This is a genomic window from Pseudothermotoga sp. (assembly GCF_031962025.1).
Classification (GTDB): domain Bacteria; phylum Thermotogota; class Thermotogae; order Thermotogales; family DSM-5069; genus Pseudothermotoga_B.
Genome location: NZ_JAVRKW010000003.1, coordinates 136,989 through 161,284, shown reverse-complemented (window position 1 = coordinate 161,284; position 24,296 = coordinate 136,989). Strand labels below are relative to the sequence as shown.

Genomic DNA, 24,296 nt, shown 5'->3' with positions numbered 1-24,296 from the left:
CTCCAATGGCAGGCATCACGAACAGACCTTTCAGAGTCGTTTGCTCTTCATGGGGCGCGCAGTTTTCCTTTACAGAGATGATAAGTGCAGAAAGTGTCATCAGAAATTTCAAGATAGTGCAGAAAATGCTTCCAAAAGACGAATCAAATGTCGCGGTTCAGCTTTTTGGAAGTGAGCCAAAAACCGTTGCTCAGGCTGCAAAGATCATTCAGGACTATGCGGCGTGGATCGATATAAACGCAGCATGCCCTGTGAAAAAAGTGATCAAGAAAGGTTCCGGTGGCGTTCTGCTCAAAGACCTTGAAAGACTTGGCAGGATAATAGAAGCCGTTAAATCATCTGTACAGAAACCTGTCACCGTCAAAATAAGGATTGGTTTTGAAGAAAACAACCTGGATCAGATCGTGCAGTGCTGTGTAAAATCCGGCGCAGATGGAGTAGAAGTCCACGGAAGGACTGTCGTTCAGCAGTACAGCAAAAGGGCTGTCTGGGATCTGAAGCTTTCAAAGTACGGCATACCCACTGCGATAAGTGGAGATATCTACGAACCCGAGGACTTTCACAGAGCACTTGAACTGTCCTGTGCAAACTCAGTTTTGATAGCCCGAGGTGCTCTGAGAAAACCATGGGTCTTTGCACAGATAATCCAAAAAAGAACACCTGCAACGGAAGAAATAAAAAAGATGTTTTTAGCACACCTGAAGATGCAGATTCAGGAAGAAGGGGAGCGTTCCATATACAAAATGCGCCAGTACATAGCAGGATACACTCACGGCATGAAAGGTGCAAGAGAATTCAGAGAGAGATTCATGAAACTGAACAGAGTTGAAGATGTAGAAAAAATCACAGAAGAGTTTTTTAATAGTTTTCTAATGAACGAATGTAACAATAGTTCAGTCGAACGGATTGAAGACAATATCGACAGGAGGTGTTGTGAATGAAAAAGTTGTTAGCAGTTGTAGCGATACTGGTTGCAAGTGTGGCTGTTTTTGCTTATTTAAATCCAGATTATGAAAGCCCGGTTGTGGCTGTGGTTGAACAGTGTGCACCGGCGGTTGTGAAAGTGGAAGCGGTCAAGTACACAACCTCTCCTTACTTTGATCCATTCATGGAAGAATTCTTCAAACGCTGGTTTGGATACAATCCGTTCGGCGGTACCCAGCAAAGCACGAGCCTTGGATCTGGATTCATATTCGACAAGGAAGGTTTAATACTCACAAACGAACACGTCGTGGATGGCTCAAAGGACATAACAGTCACATTACTCGATGGCAAGAGCTACAAAGCAGAATACATAGGCGGAGATGAAGAACTCGACATAGCTGTTTTGAAAATCAAGCCAGACAGAGACCTGCCAATACTGGAATTTGGAGATTCAGACAATCTCAAGATAGGAGAATGGGCTATCGCGATAGGAAACCCGCTTGGCTTTCAGCACACAGTCACCATAGGTGTTGTGAGCGCAACGGGCAGACGCATCCCAAAACCAGATGGATCTGGTTATTACACGAACCTGATACAGACAGACGCAGCCATTAACCCGGGTAACAGCGGCGGACCTTTGCTGAACATCCATGGACAGGTGATAGGTATAAACACAGCGATCATAAATCCGACAGAAGCTGTTAATCTGGGGTTTGCCATACCCATCAACACGGTCAAAAGATTTGTAAACCAGCTTGTCCAAACCGGTAAAACCCAGAAAGCATACCTTGGTGTCAGGCTCATGACGGTCACAGAAAACCTTGCAAAGGCAATGGGATTAAAGACAAATCAGGGCGTTCTGGTTGTTCAGGTGCTTGAAAATTCTCCGGCTGAAAGATATGGTTTGAAAGAAAACGACGTGATCTTAAAATTAGACAACGTTTCTGTCTCAACAGATGCAGAACTCGTTTCTTTGATTCACAGCCATGTTCCGGGTGACACTGTGAAAATTGTTGTGAACAGATCAGGCAAAGAAATCGTTTTGACTGTCACACTCGGCTCTTCGGCAGAAGAGAATGCTGAATCAACAGTTGCGGCGAAAGAGTTCGCTGGCATTGTCGTGGACGATATAAAAGACACAGATAGGGAAACATACTCACTGCCTTCGGCACTGAAAGGTGTTATTGTCAGGCAGGTTAAAAATTCCTCTCAAATTCAAACGGGCGATGTGATTTACCAGATGGCTGTCAACGGCAAGAGTCTTTCGATAACATCTGTCGAAGATTGGAACAGTACCGTTAGCAAAATCAAGCAGGGAGATTTCGTAGCGATCTTCGTATATCGAAAGGGTGCGAAAATGATCTATTCCTTCACGTACCGATGAAACAAAAACTCGAGGGGGTGGTTGAATGAAAGGTGCAAAACTCTGGTTGATTTTAACAGCAGTCGCAGTGGCTCTGATTCTGGTGGGATGTGGACCTTTAACCTTAACAATATCAAGCATTACTCAAAACATAGTAGAAGTAACGGCAAATGCCACAGATACCAATTTGGAAGCCCTTGCTGAATGGTGTGATTCAAAAAGTAATATTTTAATGCTCTGGTATGATTTTGACAATCAACCAAACGGGTTTAATTACCGAAACGGAATTTTCCAGATTGCAGCAGCTGATAAAAACGTCTATCTCAACAATGAATATGTTGGAAATTATGGAACAACAAGTTTATCTACCATCGAAAGTACAATTAATTCGAGTGCAACAACTTTCAATGGCACTTTGATTATGTATCTCAAATCCAATGATTTACTTGGAACAAGCTGGGATCTGATAATTGGTGAAGGTAACGAAACAAAGGTTGCAAATACAAACTATGTACTTGCAGAATTTGAAAAGATCGATTCTAAAGTTTATAAAGTCACTCTCGTTCAGGCAGGTGGGGATTGGAGAACTTTCACCGTTCCAAAGGATATTTCTATCACTAACAAAGGTTTTGCATTCTTTAGAATTGACGATGATAAAGTCGTAGATGCACGCGTAATATATCCAGGACAGTAAAGGGGGGATATGAATGAGAAAAACTTTTCTGGTGATATTGACTTTGATAATTGCGGCAGTGAGTTTTGCTGATATGCAGCTAAAGAACATAATAATCGTTCCAAAGCCAGGTGAACTTGAAGTGAAAGTCTGGCTGAACAAACCCGAGGGTGCTGTCTATCAGGTGAATGAACCTTTGAACATCTTTTTCAAGGCAAATAAAAGCTGTTATGTTTTGATCTACGATATCAGAACAGACGGAAAGATCACGCTTTTGTTCCCAAACAAATACGATTCGAACAACTACATTGCACCGAATGTGACTTATAAACTACCCATATCGAATCTGTACTCGTTCAAAGTAACTCCACCTGAGGGCAAAGAATACATTCAGATAATAGCTTCCACAAACTTTTTGCCAATCATTCAACAGCTCAAAAATCTTGGAATATCTCAGTCTTTCCCGATCCTGTCTGAAGATGCAGAAAGCTATGTGCAAAAACAGATCATGCCGTATCTGACAGGCGAATGGGCAAGCGATATTACCTATTTCTACGTTGGAAAAGCCGCAAAAACGGGTATTGCACAGCTTGAGTCCAATCCAAGTGGTGCCTATGTGTATGTGGATGGAAAATACATCGGAACAACTCCTGCACGGGTTGAACTGGACGAAGGTCAGCACTTTGCCACTTTCTACTGGCAGAATCAGGTTACCACGGAGACATTTTTCATCACAGCGGGAAGAACAGTTGTGGTCAGTGTGAATTTCATCAAAAAGACGATGCTCGATGTGAGAACAAATCCGTCCGACGCTCAGATCTTTCTGGATGGCAATTACATAGGTGTCAGTCCAGTTCAGATAGAAGTTCAGCCCGGACAGCACACCGTTCTGGCGACAAAGGCAGGATATTCACCAGCTCAGCAAAGCTTCACAGTTGCATCTGGTGAAACCAGAACGATCAATCTGGATCTGAGTCCAGAAAGGGCTACACTGAACATCTTCAGTGTCCCAAGCGGTGCTTCAATTTACGTGAACAACCAGTACAGAGGCACGACGCAACCTTCTGGTCTGAGCCTTGATGTGAGCCCGGGCACTTACACTATCACAGCAAAGCTTTCGAATTATCAGGATAGCACCACAACAATAACCGTTGGACCTGGAGAGGTTAGAAGAGTGGATCTAACACTTGTTCCAGTGATCACAAAAGGCACTCTGAATATATTCACCAATCCCGCCGGCGCCGCAATTTACGTCGATGGAAATTACATTGGCACAGCTCGTTCTGGAGGAATAGCCGTTCAGGTCGATCCGGGTATGCACACCATCATCGCACAGCTTACAGATTATCAGGATACAACTGTGAATGTGAACGTATCATCCGGTGAGACAAAGAGAGTGGATATAACGCTCATGCCTATGGTTAAAAAAGGCACTGTCGTGGTGTTCACCAATCCTGTAGGAGCTACAGTTTATGTTGACGGCAAGCTCTGGGGTCAGGCTCCTTCAACAGGATTGAGTATAGAACTGGATGCAAATGTCGTACACAGAATCTCGGCTTCTATGCCAGATTATGAGGATGCATGGGTGGATGTTCAGTTAGCCGCAAATGAGACAAGGTCTATTACGCTGACGCTTCAACCGATACAAAAAACTGGAACTGTGAGCATCAGCACTTCACCAAGCAATGCACTTGTCTACATAAATGGATATCTCAAAGGTGTGACTCCGCTGAAGATCGATCTGGATTATGGAACATATCAGTTGGTTTTGATCAAAGGTGGATATTACGCGGAAGTAATGACGCTCAAGGTGGACAGAAAAACTGTAAATGTGAGCACTACACTCAGACCTATTCAGTAATCCAAGGGGGCGACAGCCCCCTTTATTCTTTCACATCGATTATAGAAGCCGAAGGAATTCCTTCGAGAAACTTTCTTTCAAAATCCTGTCTTTTGAGATTTCTGACTTTGACGACCACGTTGTATTCCTGCTCGGATTTTTCATAAGTGGTTACAGAGATGAGATCTCCCCCGCACTGGTACATCAGATAAAGTATCTTTGACAAAATACCCGGGACATTCTGCACGCGAAAAACATACCTTGTACCTGTTTCTCTTGCTCCGAGCATGTTTATGAATACTTTGAAGATATCCGACTCGGTGATTATGCCGACCAGTTTTTCCTGTTCAAGTACCACAAGTGAGCCTATTTTTTTGTCCGACATGATCCTTGCCGCGTCCTCTATGGGTGTATTTGGATGAACATGGGCAACGTCTTTTCGCATGATCTGTTTCACCTTGAGCTTGCTCAAAAGGCTTGTCAGCTCCCAGACATCAAGAGTAGTTGCCTGAGAAGGCGATGCGGAAAGTAAATCCTTTTCCGTTATGATTCCAACGACTTTCTCGTTTTTCACCACAGGCAGTCTTCTTATTCCTTTTTTTCTTATTATATCCATAGCTTCAGAAAAGGACGCTTCCGGAGAAACAGTTATCACTTCTGTGGTCATAACATCTTTGACAAACACAAAAACACCCCCTGTGGATATCCTACTACAAAAATAAGGACCCCACCAGGGGTCCTTTATTAAAACAGACCAATTTTTCTTTTAGAAGAGCATCCCAAGCAATCCGAGCACCGCACCTGCCGCACCGATGATGACACCTATGAGAGCCATGTTGTAAACCTCATCGATTTTCTTTGAGAATTGAACTGTGGCGGCTTCCACATCGGTTTTCCACGGTTTACCGTCCACCGTCTTTTTAACCGATGCTATATCCTGTTCGTTCTGGGACACTTTCTGGTTCAGAGAGACCACCTGTCCTGCGAGTGTACCAACATTGCCTTCCAGAACTGATACTTTCTTCGCAGCCTGCGCTGCATCTGCCACATCTTTCTTGAGTTTTTCAACATCTGTTGCAAGGGATGCGACCTGACCTTCAACCAGTGAAAGCCTTGCGTCCAGCTGATTGGAAGTAGTGGTGAGTGCCTTTTTCAAAGAATCAACATCACTGGCGAGTTTTGATTCGAGCGCGGCAACTCTTGACTCGATATCTGTGAAGCTCTTTTTCAGTGTGAGAAGTGTTTGTATGTTGCTTTCAACTGCATCGATCCTCTTGCTCAGTGCAGCGGTGTCTGTCTTGATTTGATCAACTGATTTTGCGACTGTGTCGATTCTCGTGGATAGTGAATCGACCTTGCTCGAAACAGAAGAAAGATTTGCGTTGACTGCATCTATGTTACCTTTCAGCTGTGCGAGAACCTGCGAAGAGATTTGAGCTTGAAGATCAGATACGCTTTTTTCAACGGCTGAAACCTTTGCGGAAAGCTGGTTGTACATGGTCATCATTTTGTTTTCAGATGCGGCGATCATCGTTGGCATATCTTTTTTGACCTGAGCGATGTCCACAATCGTTGATTTCAAATTGGAGATCTCGGCAAGCACTGTTTGTAAAGTTTGATCGGTTGCGTCAATTTGTTCACCGTTCTTTTGAACTTTTGTCAAAGCCGTGCTGAGCATGTCTTCCACTGTAGAGAGTCTTTTAACCATGTTCTGCAGATCGCCTGCGGACATGGCTTTGTCGATTTGCTGTGTGAGGTAATCCAAAAACTTCTTCAATGAAACTGCAACCTGATACCGTGTCATTGGATTGTTACCCTGAAAGGTACCGTCTGGCATTCCCGATATTATCCCCAGCTTGGAAAGTGTTGTTACAGCTTCATATGCCCAGTGATTCACTGGAACATCTGAAAAACTCTGTGCATAAACAAAGGCACAAACAGTTAACACAACCACCAGAAGAATCTTTTTCATGAATTCCACCTCCATCCTGTGTTTTCTTGTACTATATTACCACAGCAACTATTTTTTAGACAATCAAAAATGCCAGATTGTTTAAAGAAACAGATGTGGTATAATGTAGACAAATACAGTCTGAATTTGGAGGTTTTTTATGGCGATTTCTCTGACTCAGGTTGACATTCTCACGGCTTTTTTGTACGGCATTATATCTTTTTTCAGTCCGTGTGTGATACCTTTGGTTCCATCATTTATGGCTCTTTTGATCTCTGAAAAAGGGATCAGATCTTTTTTGAGGATTGCAGGTTTTTTCATCGGTTTTTCGGCAACTTTTTCTGCACTCGGTGCATTGTCAGGTTCAATCGGTGTTCTGGTGAATCGATTGGTGATGCGTTATGTGGCTGGTTCTCTGATTTTGCTGATGGCAGTCCTTTTTTTGCTTGAGATTCAGATCTTCAAAGTCAGATCCTTCAACTTCTATCGCTTCAAATCGGGCAATCTTTTTTCCGGCATCATCATAGGAGCTGGAATAGGTCTTGTCTGGATTCCATGCACAAGTCCAGTGCTTGCGGCGATACTGGCGATTGCTTCCACAAAAGGAAGTGTGCTGAAAGGTGCCATGATGCTCTTTGTGTATTCTTCAGGGATATCCATACCGTTTTTGTCTATAGGGCAGATAGCCTCAAGGATTTTCACAAAAGTCAGCTTCAAAAAACCCGCTTTCGAAAAAATTCTCAGGTACACTTCTGTGGCATTGCTCTTTATAGTTGGAATACTGGTATTGGCAGGAAAAATTTTCGTATAGAAAGAGGTGATGGTATGAAAAAAAGTCTGGTACTTTTTGGTCTGATCCTTTCAACCTTGATCATGGCAGAATCGATTCTTTTCAAAGATCTGGATGTGGCAGTGAATTTGGCAAAAATAGAAAACAAAAAGCTTGCAATAGTGTTTACCACACAGACATGCCCTTACTGTGCAAAGTTGAAGAGTGAAACACTGACAGATCCATCTGTGAAAAAATTAATACTCGCAAATTACATCTTTGCCGAAGCCATGTTCGATTACAACAAAAAAACCACAGCTTTCGGTAAATCGATGAGCTATTCTGAACTTTTTGCTGCTTTTCAAATAAACAGCGTACCCATCACGTGGTTTTTCACAAGTCAGGCAACACCCATGGTTTATCTGCCCGGATATGCTCCGGCACAGACCTTTGCTCAGGTGCTCAGGTATGTTTATCAGGAGCTGACCGAAGATTTTCAGCAGTATGTGAAGAGAAAAGACGATTTTCAAGGAGAGAAAAAGATCGTAACGGTGAACAAAGAGCAGGCTGAGTATGTATTGAATAACGATCCAAACTCAACGAAAATCGATGAACTGCCCAAGAATATAGATCCGTACAGGGTTTATGTCGTGCAAGATGAGCAGTTGGCTCAGCGACTTTTAGATGAAGGTGTGTTCAGAGTGTTGCTTGTCAAATAAAATTAATCAGTCTGGACCTTCTGGCGCTTTTTTCTTGAGAAGTTCAGATAAATTCCACAGATGAATATGACCAGTGAGAGCATGAACAGTACAACAAGCCCGGCTGTGGTAGAAAAAAGTTCGCTGGTTTTTTGCTGGTCTTTTGAAAATAAAAAGTAAATCCATCCAATCATTTCAATTGAAAGAATCACAGAGGCAGCCAGAAGACTGAGTACTGCGATAACTGAAGAACTCTTTTTGACGGCAAAAAAACCGCTTATAATCCCTGCAAGAGCACAGATGCCGAGCAGTATCACAAACCAGTTGTTCTGAATAAATTCATTCGTTTTTGGCAGTATGTCAAATCTCTTGATCAGAAAATCCACAAGATAATAAACCACTCCTGCAGCGGCAAAAAAACCGACCAGGAATACAAAGACCTTGAATAAAACATACAGAGCTATAGCACACAGTATCCCGATGACAAAAAAAGCAAGATACTGGGTCATTTCCGATCCAGTTACCCATTCACGGAACTTCTCGAATCTGTCACAGAGCATGGGATAGACGACAAATCCACCCAGAAGAAAACCAAACAGGCTCACGGAGATTTTTTCCACATACTTTGCGGCAAAGATCAAAAAAACACAGATCGGTATGATAACATACCAGCTTGCCAGTAAAAGCCACAGATATTGATTTGCATTTTCTATCAACTGCTCAAAAGATGGCAAGATAATCCACCTCTGTAGTATATAATATCATTTGTCACAAGAACAAAGATGGGAGGTTTTATCCATGCGTATAGCAACAAATGTATCCTGTATACCTGCTTCAAAAACTCTCGAAGTGAATGCACTTGCGCAGGAGCTCAAAAGAAAAGGCATCGATGTAGTGAACCTGACTGCGGGTGAACCAGATTTTCCAACACCAGATCCCATAATCGATGCTGCCATACAGGCATTGAGGATGGGATTCACAAAATACACAGATTCTTCTGGAATCCCTGAACTTAGGGAAATGATAGCAAAGCACATCCAAGAGAGATTCAACGTACCGTGTACTGCAAAACAGGTTGTTGTGAGCAACGGTGGAAAACAGGCTATTTTCAACGCACTTGCAACTGTGGTGAACCAATCCGATGAAGTGATCATCATCGATCCGTGCTGGGTCAGTTATGAGCCGATGGTCATGCTGCTTGGTGGAAAAGCAGTTCATGTAAAGACCGATTTTCATGAAGGTTTTGTCCCCAGGCTGAGCGAAATAGAAAAAGCCATCAGTAAATCGACAAAAGCCATAATTGTCAACAGTCCAAACAACCCGACTGGAGCAGTTTACGATGAAAAAACTCTTTATGGAATATACGAAATAGCCAGTAAATACGATCTTTTGATCATAAGTGATGAAGTTTACGAGCCTTTGGTGTATGATACAGAACACATTTCTTTATACAGTATATCCAAAGGTGATAGGACAGTCCTTGTGAATGCCTTTTCCAAGTCTCATTCGATGACAGGTTGGAGAATAGGATATCTGGTTGCACCAGATGAGATAGCCAAAGCGGCCGCCAAAGTTCAGGGACATTTAACATCTAATATAAACAGCATAACTCAGTATGCCGCACTGAAAGCCTTTCAGGTCGATACAACCTATATGAAAAAGAGGTTCAAAGAAAGAAGAGATCTTGTCTGTTCCATGTTATCTGAACTTGGACTGAATTATTTCAAACCAAAAGGTGCCTTCTACGTACTGATAGATGTCAGTGAATTTGAAAAGGACGATGTGCAATTTTGTATGAAATTGCTGAACGATCAACACGTTGCACTCGTACCCGGTTCGGCTTTCAATGCACAGGGTTTTGTCAGACTGTCTTTCGCAACTTCTGAAGATTTGCTCAAAGAAGGTATAAACAGGATAAAAAAATTCATAAGAAGGTAAAGGAAGTGAAGTGAGTGATCAAAGAGTTCCTGAAAAAGCACTGGTATAGATATGTGCTTGGTATTTCTGTACTCGTACTGGTTGATCTTTCACAGCTTTTCATTCCAAAACTGGTAGGTCAGGTCGTGGACCATTTGAAATTACCCAAGCCAGATCAAAGATATATATGGCTGATGATAAGCTGGATAATGGGAATAGCCATTGGAATGGCTATTTTGAGGTTTTTCTGGAGATATTTCATCATAGGTGCTTCAAGAAGGTTTGAGTACGTTTCAAGAAATTTTCTGTTTGAAAAGCTCATGTCTCTCACACCCGGCTATTTTGACCAGAATCGAAGTGGAGATTTGATGGCAAAACTCACCAACGATTTACAGGCTGTCAGAATGGCGCTGGCACAGGGGGTTGTGATGTCGGTTGATGCCACTTTCATGGCAGTTATGACTGTGTTTTTCATGGGCTCAACTGTTAGCTGGCGCCTGACATGGCTCAGCTGTATTCCATTGCCGGGGCTTGCCTTCATTGCTCTGTTTTTTGGCAGGATGATTCACAAAAGGTTCATGGATGTTCAAAGAGAATATTCTTCCTTGAGCGAACTCACCGAAGAAACCATTTCCGGTGTGAGAATTGTTAAATCCTTTTCTGCCAACGACAGAATACACCAACTGTTCAACCAGAGATCTTGGAAGAACTATCAGGCGGGAATGTCTCTGGCAAGAGTTTCTTCTCTGTTTTTCCCGTTGATGACCTTTTTTGCCGCTTCATCGCAGATACTCGCACTGAGTTTTGGCGGGAAGATGGTTATAAATGGTACTGTTACGCTCGGGGAGTTTGTCGCTTTCAATTCCTACCTTGGCATGCTCACCTGGCCCATGATGGCTCTTGGCTGGGTTTTGAACATGATTCAACGCGGCAGGGCGTCTTATCAAAGATTAATGCAAATAGTGAATGAAAAGCCCCAGGTACAGGAGCCAGAAAACCCGGTGAAAATAGAAAAAATCGAACATGTTGAGTTCAAAAACCTGACGTATTGTTATCCGAATACAAATAGAGAGGTTCTCAAAAATGTGAATTTTTCTTTCAAAAAGGGCGACATGGTTGGCATAGTGGGTACTGTTGGAAGCGGAAAATCCACACTGGTGAAGTTGCTCACCAAGTTATACCCTGTTGAGAGGGGAAGGATATTCATCAACGGCGTTGATATAAACGACATCTCATCGAAAAATGTAAGAGAGCTCATAGCCTTTGTACCGCAGGAGTCCTTCCTTTTCTCCGATCAGATTCAAAAAAACATTGCCTTTGCACAGGAAGAAATTCACCGTGAAAAGGTGGTGCAGTACGCAAAACTCGCGTCTGTTCACGATGAGATAGAAAAGTTCTCCCATGGTTATGAAACAGTCGTCGGAGAAAGAGGCGTGACGCTCTCCGGCGGGCAGAAACAGCGCGTAACAATAGCAAGGGCACTTTACACCGAAAGAGATCTTTTGATATTCGACGACTGTCTGTCGGCAGTGGATCCAGAAACAGAGGAAAAGATCATCAGCGCGCTCAGGAAAAACTACAGGGAAAAGACGATGATCGTGATCACCCACAGGCTCAAAGTACTCAAAGATGCCGACATCATCATTGTTCTGAATGAAGGTGAAATAGTCGAAAAGGGCAATCACGAGCAATTGATGGAAATCGACGGGATGTACGCCAGAATGTTCAAAAAGCAGATGATCGAGGAGGAGCTCGAGTGTGAATAGGCTGGTCCTTGTTCTTTTATTGATTCATTCTCTGTTATTTGGAGCGGTAAGTTACCACTTTGAGAATGCCAATCTCATAATAAAAGGTCTGGAAGAATACGATTCTGCAAAGGTTATCATTGACCAGATCAGCTTCAGCGTCGACCCAAAAGACATCAAAATACCGTGGCAGAAAAATTCAGATGCGATTTTAAAGATCATACCCACGATCAATGGACAGGAAAAAGAACCGATAACACTTAAGATAAACGCAAGTAAGGATATCGCACCCAAGATGACTCTGAATGTTCCAACCTATCTTCCAGCTTGCAAGATCGAGCTCCCAGTCTATATATCAGACGACTGGGATCAAGTGGACAGATTGACGATAAGAACCTACATAGACGGCAAACTCTTTGATGGATTCAAAAACAATTCCATCGTCGTCGATACTTTTTTACTTCATTCCGGAGAGCACAAGCTCCGGGTAGTTTGTCGTGACAGTGCTTCAAATGTCGTCGACAGAACTTACAGATTCACGGTCGTACCACAGATCCCAGCTCCTCCTTCGATCAGCCTTGGCAAGATCATTTCACAAAGGACTCACCGTGCTTACTACATCGAAAACAGCCAACTGTTACAGAGCGATTTCAAACAAGAAGTGTTTAAAAAAGATTTTTACTTTGTCTGCGATGTCGATGGTGCGGGAAATGAGAGTTTTCCTGTTCTGAACTATTCACCTGGAGCGCTTGAAAAAATCGTCAACGGGAATTTGATCACACTGAAAAGTGGTCTAATGGCGTCGGCGGAATATACCGTTTTCGGCAAACTGGTCATACCTTCATCTGAAACGGTCGTTCTGAAACAAAATGCCGTGTTGAAAATCCCACAGGGTTGTGAAGTAATAGTGAAAGGTACTCTCATAGCCGAAGCGGGAACGAAGATCACAGGACAGGGCAGATTAACCATAGCCGACGATGGAAGATTTGCAGCAATCGGTGCAAAACTTGAAACCAGTCTATCTATCTCAGGTTCCTGCATCGTCTGGCTTTCAGATCTTGATCTTTCAAAGGTGAACCTTTCGGTGGTTCGAGCGGCTGCCATTTCATTCAAAAACGTGAGGGCAAAAGAACTCGAACTGACAAATTCTGAGAAGATCTGGATTAACCTGTGTGAAGTGAGTAAATTAACCATCAGGAATGTGGGCAGGTTTCTGGTAACAGATTCGAAGATAAACCAGCTTAATGTGTCAAGCTTTTCAAATGGAAGATTTTATTCCACATCACTTTATTCCAGCGATACCACCGTCCTTATCAGCAATTTTTCTGTTGTTGAATTCATCGATAGCTGGATTTCTGGCAGTAAATGTGCACAGATACAGGACTATTCGGTTTTGAGGCTCAGAAGCACTCAACTGAACGGTGATATTGCCGTCACTCTGTCTGGTTATTCTGTCTTTGACAGCTTTGCAAATGATCTATCTTCTTCAACGGCGATTTATGCCAAGGATTCAAGGGTCAGACTTGTGAAAACCAAAATCTTAGGAGAGGTAGTCAAGGTTGGTAAATCAGAAATCCTCAGTATGTGAGTTTGACGAGGATCTTTTGAGGATCGTTAAGCTGCCGGATACAGGCAGGTCATATCGTCCAACACATGCAACTACATTGCTGGCATGGTATGCCAGACCGGCTAAGTCACAGAAGAAACTGGTGGAACTGGGCTGTGCCACAGGGGCTGTATGTGCATATCTTGCCATGACATACAAAATCAGTACCATTGGTATAGAGAAAGATGAATTTCTTTTCAGAGCCGCCCAGAAAACAATTGAAATGAACAATTTGACAAATATGGCAGTTTATAACATTGCTTGCTCACAGGTACGAGATTTTTTTCAAAAAGAGTCTTTTGACATGGTGGTTGCAAATCCTCCACACCATCTGACAAATGTTCCAAGCCCAGATTTGCTTAGAAGAGTCACCAGAACTGCTGATTTTCAAACTGCGATTGAATTCATAAATGCGACGGCTTATCTTCTCAAAAACAGAGGGATTTTTGTGTACATCCTTCCACCAAATCACCTGAGTTTCTGGTTGACAGAATTTGTGAAGAAAAGACTTCAGCCAAAAAAGATCATGCCGGTCTATGGGAATTCAAGAAATAATGCACAATTCGTGCTGATAAAAGGTGTGAAAAATGGGGGCATCGGACTTGTCATCGAGCCCCCATTATTTCTCAAAAGAGCCTGAGCTCTTTTATTCCACTTTCAACTATCTGCTTTGTGTCTCTGGCAATCACCATTTCTTCATCGGTTGGCACTATTAAAACGGCTACTTTTGAATCTGGCGTACTGATAATTCTCTCTACTCCTTTGACCTGGTTGAGATTTTTGTCTATTTTGATTCCCAAAAATCCCAGGTACTCACAGACTTTTTCACGGACGTATGGTGAATTTTCTCCAACACCAGCTGTGAAGACTATTGCATCAACACCGTTCATTGCCGCAGTGTATGCACCTATGTATTTTGCTATCCTGTAGACGTATATATCAAGAGCAAGTTGAGCCATCTCATTTCCTGCAAGAGCCGCATCTTCAATGTCTCTCATATCAGAACTCAATTGAGATAATCCAAGTACACCGCTTTTTTTGTTGAGAATATCATAGACCTTGTCCACGGATATTCCCAGATTTTGCTGCATATAGATGACTATTGCAGGGTCGATATCTCCAGACCTTGTACCCATAACAATGCCTTCCAGCGGAGTGAAACCCATTGACGTATCTATGGATCTGCCATGCCTTACTGCTGCTATTGAAGCACCATTACCCAGATGGCATGTTATCACCTTGAAATCGTAATAATCCCTTCCAAGTATTTCGGCTGCCCTTTTTGAAACATATCTGTGGCTGGTGCCGTGGAAACCGTATCTCCTGATTCTGTGCTTCTCGTAGAACTCATACGGTATCGGGTACAGGAAAGCCTTTTTCGGCATAGACTGATGAAAAGCCGTATCAAAAACTCCCACATTTGGAACATTTGGAAGGAGTTTCTGAACAGCTCGAATTCCCATGATATTTGGCGGGTTGTGAAGGGGCGCAAGGTGGACATTTTCTTCAAGCACCTTCATAACTTCTTCGTCGATCAAAACAGAGCTTGCAAAACGCTCAGCACCGTGAACAACTCTGTGACCAACAGCAGAAATTTCCGATAGATCCTTTATGACTCCTATTTCTGGATCGAGCAACACTTCCAATATCAGCTTCAGTGCCTGTTCATGATCCTTCATGGGTCTTTCTATCACGTGCTTGTCTGTGTTGACCCGATGAACAAGTCTGCTGCCTTCGATGCCGACTCTTTCAGCAAGACCCTTACAGAGAACTTTTTCACCTTCCATGTCGATAAATTGATACTTCACCGATGAGCTACCACAATTAACGACCAGTATCTTCACAGAATTCCCTCCTCTAAACTCTATTGTAATGCCCAGTTGGCAACTTCATGATCAGACCTTTCAGTTCGTATTCCGTCAATTTCGACAGAACCTGTGAAAGTTCTAAATTCATCTTATCTGCGACCTGCTCTGCCAGCAAAGGTCCCTGATTGAAAATTTTCAAAAAATCGTCCTGCTCTTGGTTTTTTGTGGATTTTATCCCGTAGTATTCGAGTATCTGGGAAGAATCAGTCAGCGGGATTGCGCCCATTTTCAAAAGCCAGTTACATCCCTGGCTCATTTCTCTGTCTATATCCGCCGGCACTGCAAAGACATCTCTTCCCATCTCTGCAGCCAATCGTGCGGTGATCATGGCTCCACTGTCCAGCGGTGCTTCAACGACAACTGTTGCTCTGCAAAGACCGGCAATTATCCTGTTTCTTGCCGGAAAATTCTGCTTAGCCGCTTTTGTACCAAAAGGATATTCACTGACAATGCACCCATTTTCGCGTATTTCACCGTAGAGTCTTTTGTTAGAAGATGGATAACACACATCTACACCGGTTCCGAGTACAGCCACTGTCTTGCCGTTGTTCTCGATCGCACTCTGATGAGCAAGGCTGTCAATGCCAAATGCCATACCGCTCACTATTACAAGATCTGCGTGTACCATATCAGGTACGATTTTTTTCACCACGAGTTTCCCATAGCCGGTTGCACGTCTTGTGCCAACAACTGCTGTGCAGGTTCTGTTCAATAGGCTCACATCGCCAAGACAGAACAAAACAGCAGGCGGAGAAATAGACTGTCTCAAAAGCTCAGGATAATCTTTACTCCAGAAATCTACTATCTTTGCACCGATTTTTTCAGCTCTTTTTTCCTGATCAAATAGAAATTTTTCATCGTAATGTGCTTTGAATCTTTCATATCCTTGAATGAAATCTGCTTTCAGTATTTCATCAACACGGCTGAATTTTAAAATAGCCTGTTCAATCTGCTCGATCGAGAGTTTTCCAAAAAAAGAAAGTGCAAAGATCTCAATTGGATTCATTTCTCTGCATGATCTCCTTTATTTTATCTGCAACCCCGGATGGTCTGCCGGGTATGCACATATCGTATGATGCCTTGCCAGCAACTACAGCTTTTGCATAGGCTTCACAGCCAGCATATCCACAGGCACCGCAATTGGCACCAGAAAGAACCTGCTTTATCATTTCGACCCTGGGATCTTCTTTCACCTCGAATTTTTTCGCAGAATATGCCAAAAAGGTACCAAAGGCAAAACCAAGTACTGTCAGCAACAGAGTCGAATAAAGAATAGTCATTCTCTATCACCTCACATTTTTATCAAACCCTGAAAGCCCATGAAAGCCATTGAGATTATGGAAGCGAGTATCAGCGCTATCGGTAATCCTTCAAAAGGTTTGGGAAGGTCATACAGCTCGAGCCTCTCTCTGATCCCGGCAAAGATGACCAGGGCAAGTAAAAATCCAAGTCCAGCACCAAGTGCATGTGAAACAGCTTGTAGTAGCGAGTAATTTGCCTGTGCGTTTAGCAATGCAACTCCAAGGATGATACAGTTTGTGGTGATCAATGGCAGGTAAATCCCAAGCGCTTCGTAAAGCCCCGGGCTGTTCTTTTTGAGAAAAAACTCAACAAACTGCACAAAGGTTGCTATCACAAGTATAAAGACCACGATCTGCAAAAATGCAACTCCCATTGCCACGAGCAATTTATTCACAAGCCATGTGATCACCGACGACATGACGAGCACGAATGTAGCTGCAAATCCCATACCAACTGCCGTGTCCATTTTCTTGGAGACACCAAGGAACGGACATATCCCCAGAAATCGTATAAAAACGTAGTTATTGACCAAAAGTGCGGAAAACAGTATCAGAAAAACTCTCATTTCTGCTCACCCCTACTTTTGCGTTTCATTCCTATAAAGGCAAAGAACGCAGCCAGAAGACCGAGGGTCATATAACCACCGGGGGGTAATATCATGGCAAAAACGTTGAAAGCTTTGCCCCAAAGCTTCAACCCGAAGATGGTTCCATTACCAAGAAGCTCTCTGATACTGCCCAAAAGAACTAAGGACCCTGTAAATCCAAGACCGACACCAACTCCATCGAGAAAAGAAGCGAATACACCATTTTTTGAAGCAAATGCCTCGGCACGTCCCATGATTATGCAGTTAACCACTATGAGCGGTATGAAAAGCCCAAGCGTTTTCCACAGATCATAGATAAAAGCGTGCATCAGTAGATCAAGGATGGTGACAAAGGTTGCTATGACAGTTATGAAAATTGGTATTCTGAGATTTTTGGGTACGCTTTTTCTTATCGAAGAAATCACCACATTTGACAGAGCCAGCACGCTTGTTGCGGCAAGTCCCATTCCAAGTCCGTTGATTGCACTCGTTGTAACCGCAAGAGTCGGACACATTCCAAGAACCTGAACATAGGTGGGGTTTTCTTTGAAAAAACCTTTCGTGAGTTCTTTCAGTTGGCTCATCATTTCACCCCCGATTTCAAATAAGAGAGCATGGAATTGATTGCATTTACAACTGCTCTTGGAGTGATTGTCGCACCAGTCATCACATCGCTGACCTTCACCACTCCCTTTGCTTTAGCTTCCTGTGCTGAAAGGTCTGACATGTTGGCATCTTTATCAACGCGAAGTCCATTTTCAAGTGCAGATGGTTCAATCGGATAGAATCTTTTCTGAATCTCCTCTTCACCTATTTTTGCCCCAAGACCAGGTGTTTCCTGCGAATAATCTGTCACGCGGATCGAGAAAAGTTCAAAGCCATCGGCTTTTCTTATGAAACTCGCTACAACAGAAACTGCTCCTCCATATCCCACAGCCGAACCACTCAACACATAAACTGTCCCAGCATCAGATTCAAATTGATACACAGGTGAATATACTTTTCCCTTGCCGTCTTCAAAGACCACCTTTGTTTCGCCTTTTGTTTGAGAGACAACTGCTTTGATTTTCTGTAGGGGTACAATATATTGCCCACTTTCATCTTTCAATACCGCTTCTATGGCTTGAAATTTCTTGTCAAGCTCTGCCAAAGCGATACGATCTTTTGTGACCGTATAAACCAGACCGAGCGCAAAACCAGCCAAAGCGCAGTATAAAAGTAGAATCAATCCCATTTTTATATATTCTCTCATGATCTCACCTCACCAAAGATCTTTGGTTTGAAGGCGCGGTCTATCAAAGGAGTCAGAGCATTCATCAAAAGTATTGCCAGAGAAACACCTTCTGGATAGCCAGCGAAGTACCTTATTATCATTGTGACAATGCCGCACCCCAGACCAAAAACAGCTTGACCTTTCAAAGTCATAGGACTTGTGACCATATCTGTAGCCATGAACAGGGCACCGAGAAAAAGTCCGCCACTCAGAATATGGAACAAAGGTGTGCCAAATCTGTCGGCATTTATGAAATAGAAAAGACCTGAAAAGAGAAAGACAGTTCCTATGTACGATAAAGGTATTACAGGGTTAACTCTTCTTCTGTACAACAGATAAATAAATCCAATTATCAATAAGAGTGCACTGGTTTCACCTACACATCCACCTATGTTGCCAAAGAAAAGGTCTGTATAACTGAATCTGCTCATAGCATGCGACAATCCCTGCTGTTTTAAGACACCAAGCGGAGTGGCTGAAGTCAATACATCCCATGGAGATTTTGAGAAAGACATCAATGGATCAATCCATCTTGTCATAAGCGTTGGAAACGAAATCAAAAGAAAAACTCTTCCAACAAGTGCCGGGTTGAATATATTTTGACCGATACCGCCAAAGGCTTGCTTTGCAATACCTATTGCCACCACTACACCGATCAGCAAAAGCCACCATGGAGCAGTCGGTGGAAGATTCATCGCAAGCAAAAGTCCCGTTACTGCGGCACTAAAATCCGGCACGAATTCTTTCTGCTTTCTGAGAACTTTGACTATGAACCACTCAATCATTTCAGCAGCGAATGCCCCAAAAAGGCACAAAAACAGTGCATACCATCCAAAAAACAGAACTGATCCAGCAACAGCAGGACCAAGAGCAATCAAAACATCGATCATGATACTTCTCACACTATCTTCGCTTCTTATGTGTGGTGCATCTTTGGTGATCAATTTCATTTCTTACCACCCCTCAGAGCCTGATAGACCTTCTTGGCAAGTTTTATAGCCCGTACATGGTCTATTTTTGAAGGACACACATAGGCGCATGAGCCACATTCAATACAAGCCATAAGACCTTCCTGAACAGCATCATCGTATCTTTTTTTGTTGCTGAGTAAATACAGTAGATACGGTTGTAATCCCATAGGACATGCAGAAACACACTTTGTACATCTTATACATGTTTTTTGAACATACTCTTTTTCTTTCAAAAGCACAGTGATGCCACTTGTGCCTTTCATGATCGGTATATCCAGCCTGTTTATGGCTACACCGGTCATCGGACCACCGAGAATTACTCTTTCAGCTTCTTCTTTGATTCCTCCCGCGTACTTCAAAAGTTCCTCCACAGTGGTGCCTATCCTTGTCACAACGTTAACAGGTTTGTTCACGCCTTCTCCACTTATTGTCAACCCTCTTTGAATAAGTGGCTTTTTGTCCACGACGGCTTCCTTTATTGCAATAACAGTCTGCACATTCTGTACCACAACACCGACATCCATTGGAAGACCACCAACAGGCACTTTTCTACCAGTTATAGCGTATATGAGCTGTTTCTCTGCTCCCTGAGGATACTTGGTCTTTAAGAGTTTCAGTTCGATTTGATCTGAACTCAGGGCATCTTTCAACTTTTCATACGCGTCCACTTTATTCGATTCAATACCGATGTATGCCTTTTGAACTTCAAGTATCTTCATGACTATCTTTATGCCAAGAATCAAATCCTGAGCTTTCTCGAGCATCAATCTGTAATCGATCGCTAAATATGGCTCACATTCAGCGGCATTCACTATGAAGGTATCTATTTTTTTGTCAGGGGGTGGTGAGAGCTTAACATGAGTTGGAAACATTGCTCCACCAAGACCAACTATCCCGGCTTTTTTGATTATTTCAAGAAGCTGTTCTTTACCAAGATTCACCCAATCTGGATGTTCCAGATACTGCCATTCATCATCGGAGGTTTTTTGTATGACTACCGCATCCATTGGTCTACCCTGTAAAGGATGATAAATCTTGTCTATCTTTTTTACGATACCAGTCACCGGAGAGTGGACATAGGCTGATATGAAGCCAGCGGGCTCTCCGATCACCTGTCCTGTTCTAACCTGGTCATTTTCTTTCACAACGCATTTTGCAGGTGCTCCAGCGTGGTTGGAAAGAAAGACATAGACTACTTCCGACGGTTCAAGATAGACTAATTTTGACTCCTTAGCCAGTTCTTTTTTTTCAGGTGGGTGGATACCTCCTTTAAAGCTCAGCAACCTCACCATTTCACCTCCCGCAACAGATCGACATTTTTGAGAAACTCCTTCGAATGTATGTTATAGAGTTCTTCACTGGGTCTTTCGTTGTAATACGGTCTTGAACAGTCAGGACATCCACTTGTCAGTAAAGCATTGTTGGCATCAGGCGGAATTTGCTTAAAACCGATTATTTGATTCGCTTTTAAAATGATGAGATCTGCCCTGTCAGTGAATATCAAATAACGTGCCAATTGAATCCTTCTATATCTCTCAATCGGGGGTCTTTCAGCAGAGGAAAGGATCGTTCCCTTCATCGGCGTGAAAGCAAACAAAGCTGTCTGAATACCAAGTTCGTGCATTTTTTTCATGAGTTCGACAACTTCCCTGTCAGTCTCACCCAATCCAACGATTATGTGAGTTGAAATCTTTCCGGCAAAGAAATGCGAGCAATCTTCAAGCAGTTTCATCGTCTTTTTAAAACTCCCACCTCTGATCGTTGCGAAAAGTCTTTCGCTCGCAACATCCAGGGCAATACCAATTCTATCTGCACCAAGATCAAAGTATTCCCTGACTTCATCAATATTCTCTGCGCGTACAGAGATGGAAATAGATTTTTCGGTCTTTCTAAGTTCAGTCAAAAGACTTTTCAAATCCTGACGATAACCTTTGTATGAAACAGTCTGAACACAGACTCTGCTTAGATCGCTGGTCTTTATGGATTCTATGATTTGATTAATGTGAATTTCTTCCCAAACTACGCGGCTCAAAAATCTATGATCGGTTCTGGACATCAGGGCATGTGTGCAGTACAGACAGTTGAACTGGCATTTCCCATCGAGCATCAAATAAGCTGTTTTCAGTTCTGGTGCTTTTCCCTTGCGCAACCCAAGCTTGTACAATGTTCCAACCGATGCTCTGAGTATCAATTCTTATCATCTCCGATTCGATAGACATATATCTTCTGGTCAGATTCTAAATCAATATTACCACCCAAAGATTTTATATCAAAACCGTTTAACCGTTCTGGAATTTGGGCATCAACAGTTTTTCTGGCTAAAATGTTGATCACCGTGCGCTTTGATAAATCCACTTCGTACGCTTTTCTCATGATGGTTTTTTGTTGTGAAACCATCGAAAAAGCTATCAATGCTATTAGATTTATCAGCAAAAGCCCGACGATCATATCCAAAATCAGAAATCCTTTCATATAAATATACCTCGATCAAAATTGCGTAAAAAAGTACGATGCTATGAGTATTATACCAAGGACCATCAGGGTCATCAAAAAAGCAAGGAGAAAATCAGAGCCGCTTGATTCATACGAAGCCTTTGCCGGGCGCGATTCTGCTTTTGCAGTTTTCACCGGCTCACCAGCCTGAACCATCTCAGATATCTTCTCTTCCCACTTCTGCTGTTGCATAGAATTGACCTTTTCCTGAAATCTGTTCATCTCTGACATGATCTTCACAGATTTTGGAACAATACCTCTGGCTATTATTCCCTCACCCATATCAACCTTTATCAAAAAGTATTCCTGTTTTTTGCCTCTCAACAATTCCTTGCCCATAAGAATTCCAGACAGCGGTATGATGTTACCTTTATCTGAAAAATGTTTTGGATAGAGATTTTTCAGTTTCTCTAAATTATCCGGGTTTCTCACGTTGAGAACAACAAAAAACAGCGGATCGCCCAGTTCAAAATCGACAAGAGTTCTTCCCTTTATCGGATCTACAAGGGGAAAAATTTCCGGAAGATCTGATATATCAGGTCTTTTGAGAACTTCAACCAGTCCATCATCGTCAAATTGCTCCCACAGTTGCATGAAATTCTCTGCGGAAATTTCTTCATAACTCACCTGTTTGAAATCAACGGTAACATCGATCTTTGGTGCCCATTCTTTGAATATCTCAGAGATGATATACAAAACAAGATCTGCGTCGTTGTCCCGGACTGCCGCGGTGATTTCAGCGCCGAAGATCTGAGCGCCTTTTCTTGAGATGTAGCTTGAAAGGTAATTGAGAAACTCACGTGACAGGTCAGCACTCTCTGGAATTTGAGCGAAGATTTTATTCTTCATCTCACCAAAGGCTTTAGTGAATTTTGCATATTCAAGAGAAAGATCCAGATTCAGATAACTTGAATACCTGCTTGGAAGAACTATTAGATCGTATTCAGGCTGTTCATTGGCTTTCCCAAAGAAAAACCCAATACCTTCTTCCGCCGTGACACGACTCTTCAGGCGATACTTTACAAAGTAAAAATCCAAAACAGTTCACCCCTTGTGGATTACATATCCACCTGATTCTATCAGGGACGATTCAAAGTCCTGATGCGTCACACCAATTCCAACCACACAGTTTTTCCCTATGACAACACCGGCTGGTATCTGTGAATACATACCTATTACAGTTATATGATCGCTGTAGATCTCTTTATCCAGTCGACTGGGTGCGGGATCGCCCTGACCTATTACGACATGATCCTGTACAATTACACGTTCTGCCAAAATGGCATCCAGGATCAAACATTCTTTTTCCACACAAGTTCCTGTCATTATGACGCTGTTCTTGACGACTGTATTCTCACCGATGTACACTCCCTGAAAGATTACACTGTTTTCAACAGTTCCGTAGATCTCGCAACCCTCACTGATAATTGAATTGACAATTTTTGATGATGGTGCACAGTAGGCAGGTGGCATTTCTTCGGTTTGTGTGTAGAAACGCCAGTGACGATCGTACAGATTGAGAGGTGGAATAGGTCTTGTCAACTCCAGATTGCTCTCCCAGTATGATTTAATCGTTCCAACATCTCTCCAGTAACCGCTGAATCTGTAAGCGTATATCTGCCTGCCATCCTGAATCATCTTTGGTATTACATCATGACCAAAATCGTGTGTGCTCGACTGATCTTTTTCATCTTCGATCAGATATTCTTTGAGAAAATTCCAGTTAAAAACGTATATCCCAAGTGATGCGAGATTTGACCGCGGTTGAGCTGGTTTTTCTTCAAAATCGATTATTTTGTGCTCCAGATTTGTTATCATGATGCCAAATCTACTGGCTTCTTCTATTGGAACTTCCATACAGGCTATCGTGCCTTGTGCACCTTTCAATATATGAAAATCAATGATGTCATTGTAATCCATCGCGTAAACGTGGTCACCAGAAAGAATTATCACAAAATCTGGGTTGAATGAATCTACATACTCAATGTTTTGATAAACGGCATTTGCCGTGCCCTTATACCAGCCCGCTACACCACCTAAATACGGTGGCAATATCGTTACTCCGCCTTTTTTCCTGTCCAGATCCCATGGTCTACCGATGTTGATGTGATTGTTCAAAAGGTGTGGACGATACTGTGTGAGCACGCCTACCTGATAGATCCCGGAATTCACACAGTTGCTCAAAGTGAAATCGATCAATCTGTACTTACCACCAAATGGCACCGCTGGCTTTGCAATCTTCTCGGTGAGAACTCCAAGCCTTTTTCCGTGACCTCCAGCCAGAATGAGCGCAAGTACATTTCTCATTCAAACCACC

General features: G+C 42.7%; 25 protein-coding genes. 10 read left to right on the top strand and 15 right to left on the bottom strand.

Going from position 1 to position 24,296, the window contains the following annotated elements; all coding sequences use genetic code 11:
- Nucleotides 1-5: 5 nt before the first annotated feature.
- The 4 genes from AC4E92_RS04205 to AC4E92_RS04190 are packed head-to-tail and all read left to right on the top strand — an operon-like array spanning nucleotide 6 to nucleotide 4,821.
- Nucleotides 6-941, top strand: a complete 936-nt coding sequence (locus AC4E92_RS04205; protein WP_490239342.1) for a tRNA dihydrouridine synthase — start codon at nucleotides 6-8, stop codon at nucleotides 939-941.
- The gene (locus tag AC4E92_RS04200) at nucleotides 938-2,308 is read left to right on the top strand and encodes a Do family serine endopeptidase (protein WP_490239341.1); all 1,371 of its coding nucleotides are present in this window, start codon (nucleotides 938-940) and stop codon (nucleotides 2,306-2,308) included. The genes AC4E92_RS04205 and AC4E92_RS04200 overlap by 4 nt, the downstream gene beginning before the upstream one ends.
- A gap of 25 nt (nucleotides 2,309-2,333) precedes the next feature.
- Nucleotides 2,334-2,981 carry a hypothetical protein gene (locus AC4E92_RS04195; RefSeq protein ID WP_490239340.1) on the top strand — a complete coding sequence of 216 codons (648 nt, stop codon included), beginning with the start codon at nucleotides 2,334-2,336 and terminating at the stop codon, nucleotides 2,979-2,981.
- A gap of 13 nt (nucleotides 2,982-2,994) precedes the next feature.
- A complete protein-coding gene (locus AC4E92_RS04190; RefSeq protein WP_490239339.1) occupies nucleotides 2,995-4,821 on the top strand; it encodes a PEGA domain-containing protein in 1,827 nt (608 codons plus the stop codon).
- 22 nt (nucleotides 4,822-4,843) lie between these two features.
- Here the strand turns inward: AC4E92_RS04190 and AC4E92_RS04185 are convergent, their stop codons facing one another.
- Nucleotides 4,844-5,485 (bottom strand): CBS domain-containing protein, encoded by a 642-nt coding sequence (locus tag AC4E92_RS04185; RefSeq protein ID WP_490239338.1) that lies wholly within the window; start codon nucleotides 5,483-5,485, stop codon nucleotides 4,844-4,846.
- Nucleotides 5,486-5,566: 81 nt separating this feature from the next.
- Complete coding sequence (locus tag AC4E92_RS04180) at nucleotides 5,567-6,772, bottom strand: S-layer homology domain-containing protein (protein ID WP_490239337.1); 1,206 nt, start codon at nucleotides 6,770-6,772, stop codon at nucleotides 5,567-5,569.
- A gap of 139 nt (nucleotides 6,773-6,911) precedes the next feature.
- Here AC4E92_RS04180 and AC4E92_RS04175 point away from each other — a divergent pair, with 139 nt between their 5' ends.
- Nucleotides 6,912-7,562 carry a cytochrome c biogenesis CcdA family protein gene (locus AC4E92_RS04175; RefSeq protein WP_490239336.1) on the top strand — a complete coding sequence of 217 codons (651 nt, stop codon included), beginning with the start codon at nucleotides 6,912-6,914 and terminating at the stop codon, nucleotides 7,560-7,562.
- A gap of 14 nt (nucleotides 7,563-7,576) precedes the next feature.
- Entirely contained in the window at nucleotides 7,577-8,239 is a 663-nt protein-coding gene (locus AC4E92_RS04170) for a thioredoxin family protein (RefSeq protein WP_490239335.1), read from the top strand.
- A gap of 2 nt (nucleotides 8,240-8,241) precedes the next feature.
- On the opposite strand, the gene AC4E92_RS04165 is transcribed toward AC4E92_RS04170, so the two are convergent.
- Entirely contained in the window at nucleotides 8,242-8,952 is a 711-nt protein-coding gene (locus AC4E92_RS04165; RefSeq protein WP_490239334.1) for a hypothetical protein, read from the bottom strand.
- A gap of 64 nt (nucleotides 8,953-9,016) precedes the next feature.
- On the opposite strand from AC4E92_RS04165, the gene aspC reads away from it, so the two are divergent.
- From aspC to AC4E92_RS04145, 4 genes are read left to right on the top strand one after another with little or no spacing between them, the layout of a single operon-like run.
- A complete protein-coding gene (gene aspC, locus AC4E92_RS04160; protein WP_490239333.1) occupies nucleotides 9,017-10,156 on the top strand; it encodes an aspartate aminotransferase in 1,140 nt (379 codons plus the stop codon).
- A gap of 14 nt (nucleotides 10,157-10,170) precedes the next feature.
- On the top strand, nucleotides 10,171-11,901 hold the full coding sequence (locus tag AC4E92_RS04155; RefSeq protein ID WP_490239332.1) for an ABC transporter ATP-binding protein: 1,731 nt from the start codon (nucleotides 10,171-10,173) through the stop codon (nucleotides 11,899-11,901).
- Nucleotides 11,894-13,468: a hypothetical protein gene (locus tag AC4E92_RS04150; protein ID WP_490239331.1), complete on the top strand. Its 1,575-nt coding sequence runs from the start codon at nucleotides 11,894-11,896 to the stop codon at nucleotides 13,466-13,468. The genes AC4E92_RS04155 and AC4E92_RS04150 overlap by 8 nt, the downstream gene beginning before the upstream one ends.
- Nucleotides 13,440-14,126: a tRNA1(Val) (adenine(37)-N6)-methyltransferase gene (locus AC4E92_RS04145; protein ID WP_490239330.1), complete on the top strand. Its 687-nt coding sequence runs from the start codon at nucleotides 13,440-13,442 to the stop codon at nucleotides 14,124-14,126. The genes AC4E92_RS04150 and AC4E92_RS04145 overlap by 29 nt, the downstream gene beginning before the upstream one ends.
- Here the strand turns inward: AC4E92_RS04145 and ackA are convergent.
- The 12 genes from ackA to AC4E92_RS04085 are packed head-to-tail and all read right to left on the bottom strand — an operon-like array spanning nucleotide 14,113 to nucleotide 24,286.
- Entirely contained in the window at nucleotides 14,113-15,330 is a 1,218-nt protein-coding gene (ackA, locus tag AC4E92_RS04140) for an acetate kinase (protein ID WP_490239329.1), read from the bottom strand. The two genes, AC4E92_RS04145 and ackA, sit on opposite strands and share 14 nt — an antisense overlap.
- Before the next feature lie 13 nt (nucleotides 15,331-15,343).
- Nucleotides 15,344-16,360, bottom strand: coding sequence for a DNA-processing protein DprA (gene dprA, locus AC4E92_RS04135; RefSeq protein ID WP_490239328.1), 1,017 nt, complete (start codon nucleotides 16,358-16,360; stop codon nucleotides 15,344-15,346).
- Nucleotides 16,347-16,634, bottom strand: a complete 288-nt coding sequence (locus AC4E92_RS04130; protein ID WP_490239327.1) for an RnfABCDGE type electron transport complex subunit B — start codon at nucleotides 16,632-16,634, stop codon at nucleotides 16,347-16,349. The genes dprA and AC4E92_RS04130 overlap by 14 nt, the downstream gene beginning before the upstream one ends.
- An 11-nt stretch (nucleotides 16,635-16,645) precedes the next feature.
- Nucleotides 16,646-17,221, bottom strand: coding sequence for an electron transport complex protein RnfA (locus tag AC4E92_RS04125; protein WP_490239326.1), 576 nt, complete (start codon nucleotides 17,219-17,221; stop codon nucleotides 16,646-16,648).
- Entirely contained in the window at nucleotides 17,218-17,826 is a 609-nt protein-coding gene (gene rsxE, locus AC4E92_RS04120) for an electron transport complex subunit RsxE (RefSeq protein ID WP_490239325.1), read from the bottom strand. Before rsxE ends, AC4E92_RS04125 begins: the two co-directional genes overlap by 4 nt.
- Nucleotides 17,826-18,494 carry an RnfABCDGE type electron transport complex subunit G gene (locus AC4E92_RS04115; protein ID WP_490239324.1) on the bottom strand — a complete coding sequence of 223 codons (669 nt, stop codon included), beginning with the start codon at nucleotides 18,492-18,494 and terminating at the stop codon, nucleotides 17,826-17,828. Before AC4E92_RS04115 ends, rsxE begins: the two co-directional genes overlap by 1 nt.
- Nucleotides 18,491-19,465 (bottom strand): RnfABCDGE type electron transport complex subunit D, encoded by a 975-nt coding sequence (locus AC4E92_RS04110; protein ID WP_490239323.1) that lies wholly within the window; start codon nucleotides 19,463-19,465, stop codon nucleotides 18,491-18,493. The genes AC4E92_RS04115 and AC4E92_RS04110 overlap by 4 nt, the downstream gene beginning before the upstream one ends.
- Nucleotides 19,462-20,769, bottom strand: a complete 1,308-nt coding sequence (rsxC, locus tag AC4E92_RS04105; protein ID WP_490239364.1) for an electron transport complex subunit RsxC — start codon at nucleotides 20,767-20,769, stop codon at nucleotides 19,462-19,464. Before rsxC ends, AC4E92_RS04110 begins: the two co-directional genes overlap by 4 nt.
- A 2-nt stretch (nucleotides 20,770-20,771) precedes the next feature.
- On the bottom strand, nucleotides 20,772-21,677 hold the full coding sequence (lipS2, locus tag AC4E92_RS04100; RefSeq protein WP_490239322.1) for a LipS2 family lipoyl synthase: 906 nt from the start codon (nucleotides 21,675-21,677) through the stop codon (nucleotides 20,772-20,774).
- Complete coding sequence (locus tag AC4E92_RS04095; RefSeq protein ID WP_490239321.1) at nucleotides 21,674-21,958, bottom strand: hypothetical protein; 285 nt, start codon at nucleotides 21,956-21,958, stop codon at nucleotides 21,674-21,676. Before AC4E92_RS04095 ends, lipS2 begins: the two co-directional genes overlap by 4 nt.
- A 15-nt stretch (nucleotides 21,959-21,973) precedes the next feature.
- Complete coding sequence (locus tag AC4E92_RS04090) at nucleotides 21,974-23,017, bottom strand: DUF4899 domain-containing protein (protein ID WP_490239320.1); 1,044 nt, start codon at nucleotides 23,015-23,017, stop codon at nucleotides 21,974-21,976.
- 6 nt (nucleotides 23,018-23,023) lie between these two features.
- The gene (locus AC4E92_RS04085; RefSeq protein WP_490239319.1) at nucleotides 23,024-24,286 is read right to left on the bottom strand and encodes a glucose-1-phosphate adenylyltransferase; all 1,263 of its coding nucleotides are present in this window, start codon (nucleotides 24,284-24,286) and stop codon (nucleotides 23,024-23,026) included.
- Nucleotides 24,287-24,296 lie beyond the last annotated feature (10 nt).

Bases quoted from the DNA above. Each gene is read 5' to 3' on its own strand.
- AC4E92_RS04205 (WP_490239342.1), top strand. From the start codon at position 6: ATGGCAGGCATCACGAACAGACCTTTCAGAGTCGTTTGCTCTTCATGG.
- AC4E92_RS04200 (WP_490239341.1), top strand. From the start codon at position 938: ATGAAAAAGTTGTTAGCAGTTGTAGCGATACTGGTTGCAAGTGTGGCT.
- AC4E92_RS04195 (WP_490239340.1), top strand. From the start codon at position 2,334: ATGAAAGGTGCAAAACTCTGGTTGATTTTAACAGCAGTCGCAGTGGCT.
- AC4E92_RS04190 (WP_490239339.1), top strand. From the start codon at position 2,995: ATGAGAAAAACTTTTCTGGTGATATTGACTTTGATAATTGCGGCAGTG.
- AC4E92_RS04180 (WP_490239337.1), bottom strand. From the start codon at position 6,772: ATGAAAAAGATTCTTCTGGTGGTTGTGTTAACTGTTTGTGCCTTTGTT.
- AC4E92_RS04175 (WP_490239336.1), top strand. From the start codon at position 6,912: ATGGCGATTTCTCTGACTCAGGTTGACATTCTCACGGCTTTTTTGTAC.
- AC4E92_RS04170 (WP_490239335.1), top strand. From the start codon at position 7,577: ATGAAAAAAAGTCTGGTACTTTTTGGTCTGATCCTTTCAACCTTGATC.
- aspC (WP_490239333.1), top strand. From the start codon at position 9,017: ATGCGTATAGCAACAAATGTATCCTGTATACCTGCTTCAAAAACTCTC.
- dprA (WP_490239328.1), bottom strand. From the start codon at position 16,360: ATGAATCCAATTGAGATCTTTGCACTTTCTTTTTTTGGAAAACTCTCG.
- AC4E92_RS04130 (WP_490239327.1), bottom strand. From the start codon at position 16,634: ATGACTATTCTTTATTCGACTCTGTTGCTGACAGTACTTGGTTTTGCC.
- AC4E92_RS04125 (WP_490239326.1), bottom strand. From the start codon at position 17,221: ATGAGAGTTTTTCTGATACTGTTTTCCGCACTTTTGGTCAATAACTAC.
- rsxE (WP_490239325.1), bottom strand. From the start codon at position 17,826: ATGAGCCAACTGAAAGAACTCACGAAAGGTTTTTTCAAAGAAAACCCC.
- AC4E92_RS04115 (WP_490239324.1), bottom strand. From the start codon at position 18,494: ATGAGAGAATATATAAAAATGGGATTGATTCTACTTTTATACTGCGCT.
- AC4E92_RS04110 (WP_490239323.1), bottom strand. From the start codon at position 19,465: ATGAAATTGATCACCAAAGATGCACCACACATAAGAAGCGAAGATAGT.
- AC4E92_RS04095 (WP_490239321.1), bottom strand. From the start codon at position 21,958: ATGAAAGGATTTCTGATTTTGGATATGATCGTCGGGCTTTTGCTGATA.
- AC4E92_RS04085 (WP_490239319.1), bottom strand. From the start codon at position 24,286: ATGAGAAATGTACTTGCGCTCATTCTGGCTGGAGGTCACGGAAAAAGG.